The 17,813-nt window shown below is 67.1% G+C and carries 18 protein-coding genes; 6 read left to right on the forward strand and 12 right to left on the reverse strand.

The window, feature by feature from the left end; all coding sequences use genetic code 11:
* Window positions 1-70: 70 nt before the first annotated feature.
* From ACIHA7_RS28715 to ACIHA7_RS28740, 6 genes are all read right to left on the reverse strand, one after another.
* On the reverse strand, window positions 71-778 hold the full coding sequence (locus ACIHA7_RS28715; RefSeq protein ID WP_397294045.1) for an FABP family protein: 708 nt from the start codon (window positions 776-778) through the stop codon (window positions 71-73).
* Window positions 779-969: 191 nt separating this feature from the next.
* On the reverse strand, window positions 970-1,275 hold the full coding sequence (locus tag ACIHA7_RS28720) for a DUF1416 domain-containing protein (RefSeq protein WP_040730884.1): 306 nt from the start codon (window positions 1,273-1,275) through the stop codon (window positions 970-972).
* A 5-nt stretch (window positions 1,276-1,280) separates the two neighbouring features.
* Window positions 1,281-2,114, reverse strand: a complete 834-nt coding sequence (locus ACIHA7_RS28725; RefSeq protein ID WP_397294046.1) for a sulfurtransferase — start codon at window positions 2,112-2,114, stop codon at window positions 1,281-1,283.
* A gap of 29 nt (window positions 2,115-2,143) precedes the next feature.
* Window positions 2,144-2,641, reverse strand: a complete 498-nt coding sequence (locus ACIHA7_RS28730) for a DUF4395 domain-containing protein (RefSeq protein ID WP_397294047.1) — start codon at window positions 2,639-2,641, stop codon at window positions 2,144-2,146.
* 288 nt (window positions 2,642-2,929) lie between these two features.
* Window positions 2,930-3,391 (reverse strand): thioredoxin family protein, encoded by a 462-nt coding sequence (locus ACIHA7_RS28735; protein WP_397294048.1) that lies wholly within the window; start codon window positions 3,389-3,391, stop codon window positions 2,930-2,932.
* The gene (locus ACIHA7_RS28740; protein ID WP_397294049.1) at window positions 3,388-4,185 is read right to left on the reverse strand and encodes a DUF2993 domain-containing protein; all 798 of its coding nucleotides are present in this window, start codon (window positions 4,183-4,185) and stop codon (window positions 3,388-3,390) included. Before ACIHA7_RS28740 ends, ACIHA7_RS28735 begins: the two co-directional genes overlap by 4 nt.
* A 195-nt stretch (window positions 4,186-4,380) precedes the next feature.
* Here ACIHA7_RS28740 and ACIHA7_RS28745 point away from each other — a divergent pair, with 195 nt between their 5' ends.
* The 6 genes from ACIHA7_RS28745 to pstB all read left to right on the forward strand — a co-directional run bounded on the left by ACIHA7_RS28745 (window position 4,381) and on the right by pstB (window position 10,378).
* Window positions 4,381-5,136: a winged-helix domain-containing protein gene (locus ACIHA7_RS28745; RefSeq protein ID WP_397294050.1), complete on the forward strand. Its 756-nt coding sequence runs from the start codon at window positions 4,381-4,383 to the stop codon at window positions 5,134-5,136.
* 221 nt (window positions 5,137-5,357) lie between these two features.
* The gene (gene mshD / locus ACIHA7_RS28750) at window positions 5,358-6,275 is read left to right on the forward strand and encodes a mycothiol synthase (RefSeq protein ID WP_397294051.1); all 918 of its coding nucleotides are present in this window, start codon (window positions 5,358-5,360) and stop codon (window positions 6,273-6,275) included.
* A gap of 242 nt (window positions 6,276-6,517) precedes the next feature.
* Entirely contained in the window at window positions 6,518-7,630 is a 1,113-nt protein-coding gene (pstS, locus tag ACIHA7_RS28755) for a phosphate ABC transporter substrate-binding protein PstS (RefSeq protein ID WP_397294052.1), read from the forward strand.
* Window positions 7,631-7,718: 88 nt separating this feature from the next.
* The gene (gene pstC / locus ACIHA7_RS28760; RefSeq protein ID WP_397294549.1) at window positions 7,719-8,690 is read left to right on the forward strand and encodes a phosphate ABC transporter permease subunit PstC; all 972 of its coding nucleotides are present in this window, start codon (window positions 7,719-7,721) and stop codon (window positions 8,688-8,690) included.
* A complete protein-coding gene (gene pstA / locus ACIHA7_RS28765; protein ID WP_397294053.1) occupies window positions 8,690-9,592 on the forward strand; it encodes a phosphate ABC transporter permease PstA in 903 nt (300 codons plus the stop codon). Before pstC ends, pstA begins: the two co-directional genes overlap by 1 nt.
* A gap of 9 nt (window positions 9,593-9,601) precedes the next feature.
* Window positions 9,602-10,378: a phosphate ABC transporter ATP-binding protein PstB gene (gene pstB / locus ACIHA7_RS28770; protein ID WP_218473461.1), complete on the forward strand. Its 777-nt coding sequence runs from the start codon at window positions 9,602-9,604 to the stop codon at window positions 10,376-10,378.
* 82 nt (window positions 10,379-10,460) lie between these two features.
* On the opposite strand, the gene ACIHA7_RS28775 is transcribed toward pstB, so the two are convergent.
* The 6 genes from ACIHA7_RS28775 to ACIHA7_RS28800 form a co-directional block, all read right to left on the reverse strand.
* Complete coding sequence (locus ACIHA7_RS28775) at window positions 10,461-11,942, reverse strand: hypothetical protein (protein WP_397294054.1); 1,482 nt, start codon at window positions 11,940-11,942, stop codon at window positions 10,461-10,463.
* Entirely contained in the window at window positions 11,939-12,232 is a 294-nt protein-coding gene (locus ACIHA7_RS28780; RefSeq protein WP_397294055.1) for a hypothetical protein, read from the reverse strand. The genes ACIHA7_RS28775 and ACIHA7_RS28780 overlap by 4 nt, the downstream gene beginning before the upstream one ends.
* 160 nt (window positions 12,233-12,392) lie before the next feature.
* Window positions 12,393-13,055 carry a phosphate signaling complex protein PhoU gene (phoU, locus tag ACIHA7_RS28785; RefSeq protein ID WP_107654002.1) on the reverse strand — a complete coding sequence of 221 codons (663 nt, stop codon included), beginning with the start codon at window positions 13,053-13,055 and terminating at the stop codon, window positions 12,393-12,395.
* Between the two features lie 101 nt (window positions 13,056-13,156).
* Window positions 13,157-15,487, reverse strand: a complete 2,331-nt coding sequence (locus tag ACIHA7_RS28790) for an LCP family protein (protein ID WP_397294056.1) — start codon at window positions 15,485-15,487, stop codon at window positions 13,157-13,159.
* 191 nt (window positions 15,488-15,678) lie between these two features.
* Window positions 15,679-16,821 carry a tRNA dihydrouridine synthase DusB gene (dusB, locus tag ACIHA7_RS28795; RefSeq protein WP_397294550.1) on the reverse strand — a complete coding sequence of 381 codons (1,143 nt, stop codon included), beginning with the start codon at window positions 16,819-16,821 and terminating at the stop codon, window positions 15,679-15,681.
* Between the two features lie 100 nt (window positions 16,822-16,921).
* The gene (locus tag ACIHA7_RS28800) at window positions 16,922-17,800 is read right to left on the reverse strand and encodes an SDR family oxidoreductase (protein ID WP_397294057.1); all 879 of its coding nucleotides are present in this window, start codon (window positions 17,798-17,800) and stop codon (window positions 16,922-16,924) included.
* Window positions 17,801-17,813 lie beyond the last annotated feature (13 nt).

Genomic DNA, 17,813 nt, shown 5'->3' on the forward strand with positions numbered 1-17,813 from the left:
ACTAACCCCGCTCAGGTATGGCTCGGGGGTCGTTCCTTTTACCCGCGAAAATCAGCAGCCGCGTTCCGATTCAGCCGATGTAGCGCTGGAGGCGGGCCGAGAGGCGAGGCTCGAGCGGGCCGTCGGCTACCACGCGTTCCTCGACGTAGGCGAGATCGCCGCCTTCGACGATGCCGTAGAGCCGCTTCGCGCCGCCGACCACGATGCCGGACTGGCTGCGGATGACCACGTCGGTGGCGAGCTCCCAGGAGGACTGGGTGAGCGCCTGACCGTAGAAAAGCTCGACGATGCCGGTGCTGTGCGTGAGCAGCAGCTCGATGACCTCGTCGTTGCCGTCGATGCCGACCCGCCAGAAACCGCTCTCGCGCAGATCGGGCCCCGCGTAGTTACCGTCGGCGTCCAGTGCCCAGGACCGCGATTCCCAGGACAGGTAGTCGCCGCCGTCGTGCGCGACAACGATCTGCTGACCGAAGCGGTAATCACCACGCTCCGGGTTGTTGCCCTCACCCTCGCCACGCCACACGCCGACCATCGGCAGCAGCGCCAGCATGGAGGAGCTCAGATCGGGCCCGAGCCGCAGGTTCGCGGTGTCCTCGGGCAGCGGCAGATCCGGCAGCACCGGAATGTTGCGGGCGCCGGTCGTCTTGGCCCGCTCGACGGCCTCGGACACGGCTTGATCGCCGCTGCGGCGACCAGCCGATTCGGGGGAGCCGTTGCCGTTCAGTTGTTCACTCGCTTGCTCGGCCGGATTGGAACCTTCGCTCGCGAGATCACTCATGACTCGGTGAACAGCCGGTAGAAGACGTACAGGCCGAACCAGCCGATGAGGATGGCGACGGCCACCAGCAGAATCTCGAAGAAGAGGACCACGTCTGGAGTCTATCGACAACCACCGCCGCATATGCAGACGACCCCGGTGCTTCCCGTCACGGTGCGGGAAGTCCGGGGTCGTTAGCTGCGTACGGTCTCTTACTTGGCGACCGCGACGTCCACGGGGTGGATTCCCGCGCCTTCCGGACGAACCTCGGCCGAACCGTTACCGGCCGAGGAGAGCGCGCGCAAGGTCCATGCGCCCGGCGCCGCGAAGAAGCGGAAGTCGCCGGTGCCGGAGGCGACGACCTCGGCCGTGAAATCACCGTTGCCGTCGAGCAGGCGCACGAACGCGCCGCCGACCGGCTGGCCGTCGGTGCTCAGGACGCGGCCGGTGATGACCGTTTCCTTCTCCACGTCGACGCCTGCCGGGATGGCCTGACCCTGGGTAGGTGCTGCACACATGTTGATTACGCTCCCAACTCGATCGGTGCACCGACGAGGGAGCCGTACTCGGTCCAGCTCCCGTCGTAGTTCTTGACATTGCTGTGGCCGAGCAGTTCCTGCAGCACGAACCAGGTGTGCGAGGAACGCTCGCCGATCCGGCAGTAGGCGATGGTCTCCTTCTCGCCGTCCAGGCCCGCTTCCTTGTAGATCTCGGCGAGCTCGGCGTCGGACTTGAAGGTGCCGTCCTCGTTCGCGGCCTTGCTCCACGGCACGTTGATGGCGCCGGGGATGTGGCCGGGACGCTGGCTCTGTTCCTGCGGCAGGTGCGCCGGGGCCAGGATCTTGCCGGAGAACTCGTCGGGCGAGCGGACATCGACCAGGTTCTTGGTGCCGATGGCGGCGATGACCTCGTCGCGGAACGCGCGGATGGTCACGTCGGGGGCGGCGGCCTTGTACTGGGTGGCCGGGCGGTTGACGCCGTCGGTGGACAGCGGGCGGCCGTCGAGCTCCCACTTCTTACGGCCACCGTCGAGCAGCTTGACGTTGGTGTGGCCGTACAGCTTGAAGTACCAGTACGCGTACGCCGCGAACCAGTTGTTGTTGCCGCCGTACAGGATTACCTCGTCGTCGTTGGCGATGCCGCGCGCCGAGAGCAGGTCGGAGAACTGCTCCTGGTTCACGAAGTCACGACGAACCTGATCCTGCAGGTCCTTCTTCCAGTCGAGCCGGACGGCGCCCTCGATGTGGCCGTTGTCGTAGGCGGAGGTGTCCTCGTCGACCTCGACGAAGACCACGCCGGGGGCGTTGAGGTTCTCTTCGGCCCAGTCCACGGAGACCAGGACATCGGAGCGAGCCATGTTGTTCCTTTCAGAGATGAAACAGCGGATCAGTTCGGTGCCGGGGACGGGGTAATCCGGCGGAAGCGGGCGACCAGGGGATAGATCTGGCAACCCAGGCAGATCCCGAACGCCGCGTTCAGGAACGCGGCGAACAGGGCAAGGCCGGCGAAGACCGCGCCGACAACTGTGGAGCCGAGCGCGAAGCCCAGCAGGCTGACCACCGCGAAGACGAAGCCGAGCAGCTGCGCGAACTTCAGCGGCGGCACGGGTTCGGTCTCGGTGGTCGGGGCCACCCGCGGCGCGACGAACTTCGCGTAGAGGCGGCCGTACGGATGCTTGCGCGGACCGTAGGCGGCGCCGATCGCGAAGACGACGGCTTGCGCGGCGATGAGCACCGCGGCGGCGACGGGGGAGAAGATGGCGGCGATCAGCACCAGGACCAGGACGGCGGTGGTGACCCACGCGGCGAACCGAGGTCCGCGAACGTCTACCTGTCCCTGGGGAATTGGCTGATTCTGCGAAGTGTTACCGATTTCGGTGGACATTGTGCGTACTCCTGCGCTGGATGCGACTGATGGCTGGAAAATTGCCAGTTCGCCGGGGGATCAACGAGATCACTCGCACGGCGGACAAAGGTCGGCGTCAGGAAATCTGAGGAGAGCCGACCGCTCAGCGGCACAGGCAGCAACAACCACCGAGGCGGCACAGGTCAACTGTGCGGCGTCGGGTGAGCATCAGCTCGTGGTCGTAAAGCACGAATGCAGTTTACCCAATCAGGCGGGGGAATTGGACCCCGGGTTGATCACAGCCGTCCGGGGACCTTGTCAAGGCCGCTAGGCGGCTATGGTCAGCGGCTCGAGCGCGGAGCGCAGATCGGTCACCTTCGGCACGCCGGAGATCCGAAAGCGTTCGCGGCCTTCACTATCGAAGACGAACGTGGTCGGCAACGAGAGCACGTTCAGTTCCTTGGCGAGCACGGGGTCGGCGTCGATATCGATCTCGATGTCCAGCGGCGGCTGCGCCGACTCGGCGAGCTGGCCGGTGACATCGGCGACGACCCGGCGCACCGCCACACAGGGCCCGCACCAGTCGGCGGAGAAGTGCAGTACGGCGGGGCCGGTACCGGTCACTCCGACGGCGGCGAGCAGATCGGCACGTACGGACCGGTTTTCGGCATCGCGCCGGCTGGTCGCGAACGCATCGGCGGCGCGGACCTTGCCGTCGCGGCGCCGCAGGAAAATGCCCACCGCCAACGCGGCGAGCAACACCACTGCCAGAATTGTGATTTCAATCATGATTGCTGCAATCGGTCGAGGTCGATCGTCACATTCACACCCTTGCCCTCCGCCACGATCCACCCACCGTCTGCACGCACCTTGGCGGGTTGGACACCGAACGGCAATTCTTTGATGTCGATAGTACGGGTGAATCGCGCGAGCACCGCGGGCTGATCGGGCTGCGGAAGCAGCGCAAGCGGGATGGTGTCGGTCTCGGCCGGGCAGGAGCCGGTCGCGGTGATCTTCACCTCGCCGCCGTCGACCACGAGCTCGGCCCGCACGGCGACCTTCTTGCCTGCGAACTGCTTGTCCGTCCCGTCCGGCAAACTGCCGGTGAGGCACAGCACGCCATCGGTCGCGGTCATCCCGGATCCGCCCGACCCGCCGGTGCCGTCGGATTTATCCGCGGGCGGGCCCTTCACCTGCAGGTCAGGGATGTTGAACAGCCTGCCGAGCTCGGTCGGCCCGATGCGCAGCGAACTCTCCACCCGCTCCACCGGCACGTTGCGCAGGCTGCCGTCGACCAGCTCGCCCAGCGGCAGCCGCACGCCGGTCAGCGTCGCTTCGAACTCGTACTCGCCCGGTGTGTGCGGCTGGTTTCCACCGGCCCTGATCCAGACATTGTCGTAGCGGCCGTCGAGCGCCTGCGCGAGGAAGGAGACGCCGCGGATGGCCACCGCCGGATCGGCGGGCAGATCGGCGCCCTTGCGGAGCGCGCGCGAGACGCGGTATTCCGAATAGGCCGCGACGCTGAAATCAGTGACTACTGCGAGTCCCGCGAGAATCAGCAGCCCGATGATGAGCTTGCGCATTGGTGCACCTTAGCCATCCCCGGCACGACGGTGCATTTCTGGTATCAGACATATCACTCGCGATGACTCGGCTACCCGGATGACGAGGTCATCGGGGTCGACACGCTAATCTTGCATCGAATTACCTGTGATCAGCGACGTGGCCCCCGGCAGTGCGGCTGTTGTCCTCGGAGCTACGAGATGGGAGGAGAGCTTGTGGAGCTACTCCTGCTGACCTCCGACCCCAACCCCGAAGCGGTGCTGCCTTCACTGGCGTTGCTGGCGCATCACGTGCGCCCGGCACCCACCGAGGTCTCGTCGCTGCTGGAGGCGGGTAGTGCGGATGTCGCGCTGGTCGACGCACGGACCGACCTGGCCGCCGCGCGCGGTCTGTGCCGCCTGCTCGGCAGCACCGGGTCGTCGGTGCCGGTGGTCGCCGTGCTCACCGAGGGTGGCCTGGTCGCGGTCAACGCCGACTGGGGCCTCGACGACATCCTGCTGCCCGGCACCGGCCCGGCCGAGCTGGATGCCAGGCTGCGGCTGCTGGTCGGCCGCAACGGCGGCGTGGCGAGCCCGGAGAACTCCGGCAAGATCACCCTCGGCGAGCTGGTGATCGATGAGGGCACCTATACGGCCCGCCTGCGCGGGCGCCCGCTCGATCTCACCTACAAGGAATTCGAGCTGCTCAAGTACCTCGCGCAGCACGCCGGCCGGGTGTTCACCAGGGCCCAGCTGCTGCAAGAGGTGTGGGGTTACGACTTCTTCGGCGGTACCCGCACGGTCGACGTGCACGTCCGGCGGCTGCGCGCGAAGCTCGGCAGCGAGTACGAATCGCTCATCGGCACCGTGCGCAATGTCGGCTACAAGGCGGTGCGGCCGTCCAGGACGGCGAGCAAGGGTGAGCAGGCCCCCGTTGCGGAGGACGAGACGGACGACGCGCCGCTCGCTCCGGTCAACGGCTCTGTGCAGTGAAGTCGATGGGCGCGGCGCAGTGAAGTCGACGGGCGCGGCCGCCCAATCCGAAACACCGTTGCGTCATTATGTGTTCGCGCTGCGTTCAGCCCGGTATTCGAGGCGGCGCGCGCAGGCCGTGCACCGGCCTACACCGGACGCGAAATGCCGAGCCGCGCAATGACGTTGTCCGAGTGGGCAGCCCGGTCGGGATGCCGCGGCAGGCGAGGAATGGGAGTCCGATGAACGGCGTGGCACAGTGGACCGAGCGGCTGGATTCGGCCGAAGCAGCCGCCGTCCGGCAACTACTCGAACGCGCGACCGCCACCGACGGTGTTGCCCCCGTTTCCGAGCAGGCGGTGCTGTCGCTGAGCGCGGGCGATGATCCTTCGGTGCGGCACCTGCTCGCGGTGCGCGACGACGTCGTGGTCGGCTACGCGAATCTGGTACCGGCACATGGCGAACATCCGGCGATGGCCGAGGTCGCGGTCGATCCGCCGGCGCGTAACCACCGCGTCGGCACCGAACTGGTGGCGGCCGCGCTGACCGAGGGCGGTCCGGGCACCCGGGTCTGGGCGCACGGAAACCTGCCCGCCGCGAAGGCTGTTTCGGCCCGGCTCGGCCTGGCCACCGCACGCGAGCTCTGGCAGATGCGCCGACCGCTGGCAACTCCAGAGCTACCGCAGGTTGCCGCGCGCGGGGGAGTGACGATCCGGACCTATGCGGGCGCCGACGACGATGCCGAATTGTTGCGGGTGAACAACGCCGCCTTCGCCTGGCATCCGGAGCAGGGTGGCTGGACCGAACGCGACATCGCGGCACGCCGGGCCGAGCCGTGGTTCGACCCGAAGGGCCTGTTCCTCGCGACCGACGCCGCCCACCCCGACCGGGTCCTCGGATTCCATTGGACCAAGGTGCATTACGACGAGTCGCCTGCGGTCGGTGAGGTCTACGTCGTAGGCATCGATCCGGCCGCGCAGGGGCGCGGACTCGGCCGACTGCTCACGGTGGTCGGCCTGCACTATCTGCGTGATCGCGGCCTCGCCGAGGTGTTGCTTTACACCGAGGCCGACAACACTTCAGCGGTGCATACCTACACCCGGCTCGGGTTCACTCCGGCACACATCGATGTCGCCTATGCGGCGGGCTCGACTGAATAGCAGGGGCCACGCCGGGGGCCGCCGAGTAAAACTGCGGCTAATGTCACACATAACGCCCTAATCGCGCTTGCCTGTTCACTCGCCGTTCACTCAGTTCGGTCCAACTGTAAACCACGTGACTTTACGTTGAGTGGTGGGCAGCCCACGGCTGCCTGGTGCGCAAGTTCCCCGCGAACAGCACCACATCACCCGTCCGGGCCGGTGAGGGACCGGACGAGTAGGACGCCTTTCCGGAGGAATCAGTGAATTTCAAGCGCAGCAGCGCCCTCGTTGGTGTGCTGGCCGTTGGTGCCATGACCCTCGTCGGGTGTGGCAGTGACGACAACACGGCCGGCACCGAAGGCAACAACGTTAATTCGGAGATTGCCTGTGGTGGCAAGAAGGCGCTGAAGTCGAGCGGTTCGTCGGCGCAGAAGAACGCGATGGACCGTTTCGTCGCCGCCTACGAGACCAACTGCGACGGCAGCACGCTGAACTACACCTCCAGCGGCTCCGGTGCGGGCGTGAACGAGTTCCTCGGCGGCCAGACCGATTTCGCCGGTTCCGACTCGCCGCTCAGCGCCAAGAAGGACGAGCCCGCCAAGGCGCAAGAGCGTTGTGGTTCCCCCGCCTGGAACCTGCCGACCGTGTTCGGCCCGATCGCCATCACCTACAACATCGACGGCGTCACCGACCTGGTGCTCGACGGCCCGACCGCCGCCAAGGTGTTCAACGGCACCGTCACCACCTGGGATGCCCCGGAGATCAAGGCGCTCAACCCGAACGCCAAGCTCCCCTCCGACAAGATCGCGGTGATCTTCCGCAGCGACGAGTCGGGCACCACCGACAACTTCCAGCTCTACCTCGACGCCGCCTCCGAGGGCGCCTGGGGCAAGGGCGCGGGTAAGGCGTTCACCGGCGGTGTCGGTGAGGGCGCGAAGGGCAACGAGGGCTCCTCGGCCGCGGTCAAGAGCACCAAGAACGCGATCACCTACAACGAGTGGTCCTTCGCCAAGGCGCAGAACCTGTCCATCGCGCAGATCATCACCTCGGCCTCCAAGACCCCGGTGAAGCTGGACACCGCGTCCGCGGGCAAGGCCATCGACAGCGCGAAGATCAAGGGCGAGGGCAACGACCTGGTGCTCGACACCAGCTCTTTCTACAAGCCGACCGAAGCGGGTGCCTACCCGATCATCCTGCCCACCTACGAGATCGTCTGCTCGAAGTACAAGGACGCCGACACGGCCAAGGCGGTCAAGGCGTTCCTGACCACGGCGATCAGCAACGGCCAGAAGGGTCTCGACGAGGCCGGGTACGTCCCGATCCCGGAGAAGTTCAAGACCCGCCTGACCACCGCGATCAACGCCATCTCCTGATCGCACAGCCATGACCGTGCACCCTGAGGTGACCGCCGCCGGCTCGTCGGATTCGACGGGCCGGCGGGCGGCCGGAGACATCGACCCCATGTCCAGTGAACCGAGCACCGAGCCGGCCAAAAAGGCTCGCCCCGCCCACAACCACCGGGCCGAGATCATTTTCCGGTCTCTGGCCACGGCATCGGGCGCGATCATCGTCGCCGTTATCGCGCTGATCGCGCTGTTCTTGCTGATCCGCGCGGTGCCCTCGGTCATGGCGAACGACGCGAACTTCTTCACAAGCAGCGAGTTCAACACCTCGAACGCGGACAATCTCCGGTTCGGTATCCGTGATCTGTTCATGGTGACGGTGCTGAGCTCGATCTTCGCGCTGGTGATCGCGGTGCCGATCGGGGTTGGCATTGCCCTGTTCTTGACGCACTACTCGCCGAAGCCATTGGCGCGGCCCTTCGCGATGCTCGTCGATCTGCTCGCCGCGGTGCCGTCGATCGTGTTCGGCCTGTGGGGCTTTCTGGTCCTCGCGCCGCACCTGAAGCCGGTGCAGGAGTTCCTGAACGACAATCTCGGCTGGTTCTTCCTCTTCTCCGACGGCAATGTGACGATCTCCGGTGGTGGCACGATCTTCACCGCGGGTGTGGTGCTCGCGGTCATGATTCTGCCGATCATCACCTCGGTGTCGCGTGAGGTCTTCGCGCTGACGCCGCCCGCGCACGTCGAGGCGGCACACGCCCTCGGCGCGACGAAGTGGGAGATGGTGCGGATGACCGTGCTGCCCTACGGCCGCAGCGGTGTGATCGCGGGCTCCATGCTCGGGCTCGGGCGCGCGCTCGGGGAAACCATCGCGGTACTGGTCGTGTTGAAGACCTCCGCGCAGGTCGGCGGCTGGTCGCTGTTCGACGGTGGATACACCTTCGCTTCCAGGATCGCGGCCTCGGCCTCGGAATTCAGTTCGCCGCTGCCGACCGGCGCCTACATCGCGGCCGGCTTCGTGTTGTTCGCGCTGACCTTCGTCGTCAACGCGCTGGCCCGGCTCGCCGCGGGCGGAAGGGTGAACGGGTAATGACCACGACAACGCTCGACAAGCCGATCAAGGCGCCGACCTTCCGTGACGTCAGCACGAGTCGCCGGCTCCGCAATCACCTTGCGACCGGCCTGGTCTGGCTGTGCTTCGCCATCGCGCTGATCCCGCTGGCCTGGGTGCTCATCATGGTGGTGAGCAAGGGCTTCGAATCGGTCATCTCCATCGACTGGTGGCAGAAATCGCAGAAGGGCATCCTGCCCGACCAGTCCGGTGGCGGTGTGTACCACGCCATCTACGGCACCATCGTGCAGTCCGCGATCGCCGCGGTGATCGCGGTGCCGATCGGCATCATGGCCGCCGTCTACCTGGTCGAATACGGTCGCGGCTGGCTGGCCAAGACCACCACGTTCATGGTGGACATCCTCGCGGGCGTGCCGTCCATCGTCGCGGCGCTGTTCATCTTCGCGCTGTGGATCGCCACCCTCGGCGCACCGCAGAGCGCGTTCGCGGTCGCGCTGGCCATGGTGCTGCTGATGCTGCCGGTGGTGGTGCGCAGCACCGAGGAGATGCTGAAGCTGGTCCCGGACGAACTGCGCGAGGCCGCGTACGCGCTCGGCGTGCCGAAATGGAAGACCATCGCGCGGATCGTGATCCCGACCGCGCTGCCCGGCATGATCAGCGGCATCCTGCTCGCGCTCGCCCGCGTCATGGGCGAGACCGCGCCGGTGCTGGTGCTCGTCGGCTACAGCAAGTCGATCAACAGCAATGTCTTCGACGGCAACATGGCCTCGCTGCCGCTGATGATCTACCAGGAGCTGGCGAACCCGGAGCCCGAGGGGCGGGCCAGGGTGTGGGGCGCGGCGCTGACGCTGATCCTGCTCATCGCGCTGCTGTACGCGGCGGCCGCGGTCGTCAACAAGCTGCTCACGCGGAATCGATAGGAAACTCAGATGGCCAAGCGGATCGACGTCAAAGACCTGAACATCTTCTACGGGAAGTTCCACGCGGTCGCCGACGTGGACCTGACCGTGCTGCCCCGCAGTGTCACCGCCTTCATCGGCCCGTCCGGTTGCGGCAAGTCCACCGTGCTTCGCTCGCTCAACCGCATGCACGAGGTGACGCCGAACGCCCGCGTCGAGGGCGCGGTGCTGCTGGACGGCGAGGACATCTACGGCTCGCAGATCGACCCGGTGGGCGTGCGCCGCACCATCGGCATGGTGTTCCAGCGCCCGAACCCGTTCCCCACCATGTCGATTCGCGACAACGTGGTGGCCGGGCTGAAGCTGCAGGGCGTGCGGAACAAGAAGGAGCTCGACGAGGTCGCCGAGCGCTCGCTGCGCGGTGCCAACCTCTGGAACGAGGTCAAGGACCGCCTCGACAAGCCCGGCGGCGGCCTGTCCGGCGGTCAGCAGCAGCGCCTGTGCATCGCCCGTGCGATCGCGGTCTCCCCGGACGTGCTGCTGATGGACGAACCCTGTTCGGCGCTCGACCCGATCTCCACGCTCGCGATCGAGGACCTGATCACCGAGCTGAAGAAGGAATTCACCATCGTCATCGTCACCCACAACATGCAGCAGGCCGCCCGCGTGAGTGACCAGACCGGCTTCTTCAACCTGGAAGCCCAGGGCAAACCGGGTCGGCTGGTCGAGATCGACGACACCGAGAAGATCTTCTCCAACCCGGGCAAGAAGGCGACGGAAGACTACATCTCCGGTCGGTTCGGATAGTCCCGAATCGGTTGGTACGAACCACGAATGGCCCGCGCGGTGCGCGGGCCATTGTCGTGTGTGCGCGCTGTTCCGCGGTTGCTCAGCCTTCCTGCTCTGCGGGTTCAGGTGGTTGGATCACGTAATTGTTCGGGCGGTGCTCACCGTTGGATTCGGCGCCGCGGGTCGGGGAAGGCAGGCCGAAAAGGCTGCTACTTGCGGGGGAGGCAGCGGGACTCGCGGTGGACGCGGGAACGCTGGTGGCGGCAGGGGTCTGCTCTGCGACTGAGCTCTGCGGTTGGGTATAGGTTGCCGCGGGGGGTGTTGCCGGTGTGCCGGATTGCGGTGTTGCGGGTGTGCCGGATTGCGGTGTAGCCGGTGTACCGGGCTGTGGTGTTGCGGGAGTGCCGGATTGCGGTGTAGCCGGTGTGCCGGATTGCGGTGTTGCCGGTGTGCCTGACTCTGGTGTTGCGGGTGTTCCTGACTGCGGTGTCGCGGGTGTGCCGGACTGCGGTGCGGCAGCCGGCTCGTCCTTCTTCGGTGCCTCGGCAGGCGCGTTGTCAACCGCCTTGTCGACGCTGTTGATCACCTTCTCGGCCGCTGTGCCTGCGGAGTCGAGCAGCCCCTTGCCTGCCTCGCCGCCCGCCTTGATGATGTCGTCCCAATCGTCGTCGAATTTGGCGACCGACTCGATCAAAGTGGGCACGTTGCCGGTGATGGTGCCGATCGTGCTGATCAGGTTGATGACGTTCTCCGGCTTCCAGGAGTCCGGATTACTGGCAGGGCCGGACGTCGCAGGGGCTGCGGTGGCCGGTTCGCTGACGGGCTTGGCCGCCGGGTTGTTGTCTTTGGATTTCTCGGTGACCGCGGGCTGTTCCGTGTTGGGCTTGGCCTGTTCCGCAATGTTTTTCGGAGTCCCCGCCGCTGGCGTCTGCGAGTTCTCTTTCGACTTCTCCTCGGTCGAGGCGGGAACCGTGGCCGGCTGTTCGGCGCTGATCTGCTGTGCGGTGAGCGTCGATTTCGGCTGTCCGGTCAGAGTAGTGAGCGGATCGCCGGTCCCCAGCGCCGCGCTCTGCGTCTGCACCGCGGTGTTCGCCTGCTCGATGGCGGTGGTGATGCCGGATTGCGTGCCGACCATCTCGTTGAGCGCGGTGGTGATCGCCGTCTGATAGGTGTGCAGATCGTCGCCGGAGCTCTCGCCCGACGCGGTGACCTGCCAATCCTCGGAGACCTGGTATCCGGCGGTGGTGGCTTCGGTGACCTTGTCCAGCAACGCTTGTCGGTAACCGGTGAGCGTGTTGCCGCCGTTGATCAGCGCGTTGGCGAGTTCGGTCGTCTCCTGTGCCATCTTGTTCGCGGTGTCCCGGTCGCCGGCGATGCGGTCGTAGGCGGCGTAGTAGGCGTCGCCGCTCCAGTGCGAGCCGGCCTCCCGGATCTGGGTGACGGTCTTGTCGATCATCGTGACGAAGTCGGTGTTGCGTGCCTTGATTTCCTCGCCGGCCTCGTTGAGTTTCCAGGGCTGCCACTGTGTTTGCACCTGGCTGAGCGTCGGAATCGCGGCGGCGGTCTGGTCGCCGCTCCTCATTGTCCGCCGCCGAGCGCTTTGATGCTGTCGCGGAAATCCTGATCCGTCACTTCATAATTGGCGGCACCACCTTTGGCGATATTGGCTATCGCCTTGCAGCGCTCCGCCATTCGCAGCCAGCCTGCTTCGATCTGGTCACCGGCGGTTGTGCACGCCGCGGTGATCGTGGAACCGGGCAGCGCCGCACTCAGCGCATCGGTCTTGGTACGCGCTTTCAGCGCGGCGATCTCGCCACTGATGGTGTCCATCGATGTGGCCAGCGCGCGCAGCTCTGTTGGATCGACCTTCATTTCCGCCCCTTCGTGCCGTAACTCCCATAACGGCATCCGCGCAGCGAGTCCTGCATCGCTCTACTGCGCGGTCAATCTTTCATCTCTCGACTGTGCGACGTCAAGCCTCACAGCGGAAGACTGCCTGCCATCCTGCGACAGGTCGGCAGGCAGTCGCGGCTCACGACTCGACGTCGGAGTCCGGCGGCAACACACCGGTGACGAGGAAGATGACGCGGCGGCCGATCTCGACCGCGTGGTCGGCGAAGCGCTCGTAGTAGCGACCGAGCAGGGTGACGTCGACGGCGGCGGCGACGCCGTACTTCCAGTCGCGATCCATCAGCAGCGTGAAGAGGTGACGATGCAGGTCGTCCATCGCCTCGTCGTCCTCGTTGAGCTGCGCGGCGCGCTCCGGGTCGCGGGTCTCCAGCACCTCTTTGGCGCCCGCGCCCATGTTGACCGCGATGCGGCCCATCTCGGCGAAGTAGCCGTTGACCGCCTCGGGCAGCGCGTGGTTGGGGTGGCGACGCCGGGCCACCTTGGCCACGTGCAGCGCGAGCGCGCCCATCCGGTTCACGTCGGCGACGATCTGGATCGCGCTCACCACCTGCCGCAGATCGCCCGCGACCGGTGCCTGCAGCGCGAGCAACGCGAACGCACGCTCCTCGGCGTCCTGGATCAGCTCGGCGATCCGGTCCGACTCGGTGATCACCTGCTCTGCCAGAGCGAGGTCGGCCTGGAGCAAGGACTGGGTCGCCCGGTCCATGGCCGATCCGGCCAGCCCGGCCATCTCACCCAGCAGGTGGGCGAGATCGGCCATTTGCTCGTTGTAGATGACACGCATGAAACCAGACATTAGTTGGCGGCGCTGACCAAGTCACGAACGGAGGGTGAATGGCCGGTGCCGAACGTTAGCGCTGGAGTTGCCGCAGGTCGCGGCTCCGCTCACTTACAGGTCTCGTCCGCGGCGTTGACGTGCTCCAGATCCGACGGCAAGGTGACCGGCGTCGCAGGCGCGGTCATCGCGGGCACGTTCGAGATGACATCGCCGACCGGGGTGGGCGCGCGCACCGTGCCGGTGAAATCGCCACCGATGACGACCTCGACGATGCCGCCGAGATCACTCGCCGACTCCATCAGCGCACCGGGTATCGAGCTGGCCACCGTCGCCGCGGCGGCCTCCTGCCCAGGGCCGTAGCGCACCTTGGAGGTGACCTCGCTACCGCCCGAATAGTTGCCGATGTTGAAGATCTGGAAACCCTGGTTGCCGAGCTTGGTCGCCGCCCGCTGCGCCAGACCCGAGGTGCCCGAGGCGTTGGAAACCAGCAGCGACACCGTGCTCGGATCGACCGCATTCAACTTGGGCGGGGCAGGCGGTGCCGACGGGATGGAGCCGGGGGCGGGGGTCACCTTCTTCTCACCGGGCAGCGGCTGATCGTCGCGGATCGCCTTGAAGATCGCCTTGATGTCCTGCTCGCGCGGGATCTCGTTGCCGTAGGAGGTGGTGCCCGCGGTCGGGATGGTCAGGAAGGTGACGGTGCCCGCGTCCAGCTTCTGCAGCGAGCGCCCGAGTGTCAGCAGGTCCGACGGCTGCACCTTGTCGACCCAGGTGTGCTTGGTGAACTCGCCGATGAAGCCGTTCAGCTTGCCGGGATCGAAGAGCACCTTGCTGGACAGCGCGCCGCGCAGCAGCGAGGCCATGAAGCGTTGCTGCCGGTTGATCCGGTCGTAGTCGCTGCGCTCCTCGCCGTAGACATGCCGGGCCCGCACGTAGTTCAGCGCGGTCGAGCCGTCCACCTTCTGCTTGCCGGGGTGCTCGAGCACGGTGCCGAGCACCTCGTCGGTGATCGGCTTCGGCGCGCACACCTCGACGCCGCCGATCTGATCGACCATGGCCTCGAAACCGGCGAAGTCGACCGCGATGAAGTGGTTGATCGCGCTACCGGTCATGCGCTGGATGGTGGTGAACAGGCACTTGGGCCCGCCGAGCGCGTAGACGGCGTTGAGCTTGTCGCCGATGGCCGAGGGGAAGGTCTCGTTGGTGTACTGGACCTTCTCGTTGTCCCAGCCGTTGCACTGCGGCCTGGTGACGTCGAGGTCGCGGGGGAACGAGACGACCACCACCCGCGAACGGTTCTTCGGGATGTTCACCAGCATCACGGTGTCCGCGCGGGAACCCTCGGCATCGTCGAGCGTGCCCGCGCCGACCTGGCTGTTCACCCCGGCGCGGGTGTCGGTGCCGACGAGTAGATAGTTCTCGTCGCCGAGCTGGGCATTGGAGTCGACGACGTCGTCGGTGTTGTTGTCGATCGCCGAGATCTGGGTGAAGTTGTTGCCGGTGGACCGTAGATAGCTCCAGCCGCCACCGGTGGTGAGCAGGCACAGCACCGCGAACATGGCGAGGGCGCTGCGGCCGGCGAGGCGTAGCCGCTTGTTGCGGCGCTGCTTGCTGGCGGCCAGGCGCGACAGTGGCGCCGCGCCGACGGACTTGGGTTGTGCGGCACCGGCGTCGTCGTCGGTCTTCTTGCGCTTGGCACGGGTGGTCTCGGCCAGCGGCGGCAGGATGTCGGTGACCTCTTCGGCCGTCTCCGCTTTCCCCCGGGTCGGTGCGGAGGCGTTCCTGCCGTCATCGGAACTCGGGCCGCGACGATTCGGGGTGCGTGCAGCGGGGGTGCCGGTGATGTCCTGCACGACCGGTGAACCGGCGGTGCGTGGTGGTGGGCCCTCGGCGGAGCGACGCGGGGCCTGCTCGGCCGGGCGTCCCGGTGCTGCTGGGCGTCGAGTGGTCGGCTCACCTTGGCGGCGGGCCGCCTGGTCCGGCTGCCGGGGCGGCTCGCCCTGGCGGCGCGTCGGATCCGCAGGGCGGCGCTGGGTGGGTTCGGCGGGTCGTTGATAAGCCGGGTCGGATCCGGCTGGCGGTTCACCGCGTCGGCCGCTTCGGCTCGGTGCGGGGGGCTCCGGCTCGCCGCGGCGGGCACCTCGGTTCGGTGCGACCTCGGGTTCACCGCGTCGCGGACCGCGGTTAGGCGCGGGTGCGGCGGCCTCGGGTGTGGCCGCGGCGCGCCGGCCACGGCGGCCGGACCGCTCGTTGTCCACCTTTTGCACCAGGTCCTGCACGGTCAGCGGGGCGGCGCCCTGGTCTGCCGTGGCATCGGTATGACGGGATCGCCGAGACGACCGACCACCGTCTCGCTCGGTGTTGTCCTCCGTGGGATAGCGCTCCCACGGGGCGCGATCTCCGGGCCGTGGCGAACGCCCGTGCCGATCGTCACCCACCAACGAACCTCGCTTTTCGTCTACGTCGCCGCCTCGGGCCGTACTCGACCGGCATGACCGATTCCGCAATGATAACGATTCCGCCACGGCGGGCCACCTGAGTACGAAATCGAATTGGCCACAGTGTCGTTTGGATACCCGATTCGCCGTCGCCTCGACCGGGTATCAGCCCGGTCGATGTCGCTCGGTTCTCAGCCGCCGCTGTGCATTACGTCGGCGCCGTGCGGGACCGCCGGGTCCTGCGGGTCGTCGAGCCAACCGTGCGGCAGCGCGACTTTGCCTGGGGAGCCTTGTCTTCCGCGCGGACCCTCTGCGTCCCTGGGGAACGGGGCCGTCGGATCGAGCTGTCCGACAAGGTCTTCCAGCTCGACGAGGCTGGACACCGTCGCGAAGGCGCGGCGCAGCTCGGCCCCGACCGGGAAGCCCATCAGATACCAGGCCATGTGCTTGCGCAGGTCGCGCATGGCCTTGTCCTCGCCGACATGCTCGGACAGCAGGGCGCCGTGCCGGTACAGCACCTCGCCGACCCGGCCGAGGTTCGGCGGTTCGGGCAGCTCCTCCCCGCGCAACGCCGCCTGGAGCTCGGCGAACAGCCATGGGCGGCCGAGGCAGCCACGACCGACCACGACGCCATCGCAGCCGGTTTCATCCATCATCCGGACCGCGTCGGCGGCCGAGAAGATGTCGCCGTTGCCGAGCACCGGAATGGTGCTGACGGCCTCCTTCAGCCGGGCGATGGCGGTCCAGTCGGCCTGCCCGGAGTAACGCTGGGCGGCGGTCCTGGCGTGCAGCGCAACCGCTTGCGCGCCTTCGGCTTCCGCGATGCGGCCTGCGTCGAGGTAGGTCAGGTGCTCGTCGTCGATGCCGATCCGGAACTTCACCGTCACCGGGACGCCCGCCGGTTCGGCGGCCTCCACCATGGCGCGCACGATCCGGCTGAACAGTGCCCGCTTGTACGGCAGCGCGGCGCCGCCGCCGAGCCGGGTGACCTTGGGCACCGGGCAGCCGAAGTTCATATCGATGTGATCGGCCCAACCCTCACCGACGATGATCCGCACCGCCTCGGCGAGCGTGGCCGGGTCGACGCCGTAGAGCTGCATCGACCGCGGCGACTCGTCGGCGTCGAACGACATCATCTCCAGCGTCTTCTCATTGCGCTCGACCACCGCCCGCGCCGTGATCATCTCGCAGACATAGATCGAGGTCGGGCTGCCGAATTCGCGGCACAGCTTGCGAAACGCCAGATTCGTGATGCCCGCCATCGGCGCGAGCACCACCGCCGGATCGACCGGATACGGCCCGATCCGCAGCCCACTCGCCACCCCGGTAGTCATCGTCACGCCGTCCAGTCTCTCATTTCCGCACGTAAGGAGGCTGTGGGGGTGTCGGGCCTGAGTGGCGTACTTCACGACGGAGCGACCGCGCTGAACCGGATCAGACGATGGTGGGGAGTCGGGCGGCCAGGTCGGTGAGTTGCCAAGGGCCGTCGGTTTCGATGGTTCCGGTGGGGGTCCAGCCGGTGAGGGTGGAGATTGCGCCGCCCTGGACGGCGAAGACCTGGCCGGTGATGGGGCATTTCTCTTGGGCGAGGTAGGCGACGATGGGGGCGATGTTCTCCGGGGCGAAGGCATCGAATTCGCCGGCGGGGACCTCGGCGGCGAACATGGCGCCCATGCCGGGGGTGGCGAGGGTCAGGCGGGTGCGGGCGACGGGGGCGATGGCGTTGGCGCGGACGCCGTAGCGCTCCAGTTCCAGCGCGGCGACCTCAGTGAGTGCGGCGATGCCCGCTTTGGCGGCGCCGTAGTTGGCTTGACCGGGGTTGGGTAGGAAGGTGCCTGATGCGGAGGCGGTGTTGATCACCGATGCGGCGACCGGCTGCCCGGCCTTCGACTGCGCTTTCCAGTACGCGGCGGCGTGGTGCAGTACCGCGAAGTGGCCCTTGAGGTGCACCGCGATCACCGCGTCCCACTGTGCCTCGTCCATCGCGGCAATGAACGCGTCGCGCAGGATGCCCGCATTGTTCACCAGGATGTCGAGTCCGCCGAAGGCGGTGATCGCCTGCTCGACAAGGGCTTTCGCGCCCGCCCAGTCGGCGATGTTCGCGGTGTCGGCGATCGCGCGCCCGCCCGCCGCGGTGATCTCGTCGACCACCTGCTGCGCCGGTCCGGCGTCGGCGCCGACGCCTTCGTTGTTCCCGCCGAGGTCGTTGACCACGACGGCGGCTCCTTCGGCGGCGAGCAGCAGCGCGTGTGCACGGCCGATGCCGCGTCCCGCGCCGGTGACGATGGCGACACGTCCGTCCAGCGAACCCATGTCGTTCCTTTCG

Source organism: Nocardia sp. NPDC052316 (assembly GCF_044547795.1).
Classification (GTDB): Bacteria; Actinomycetota; Actinomycetes; order Mycobacteriales; family Mycobacteriaceae; genus Nocardia.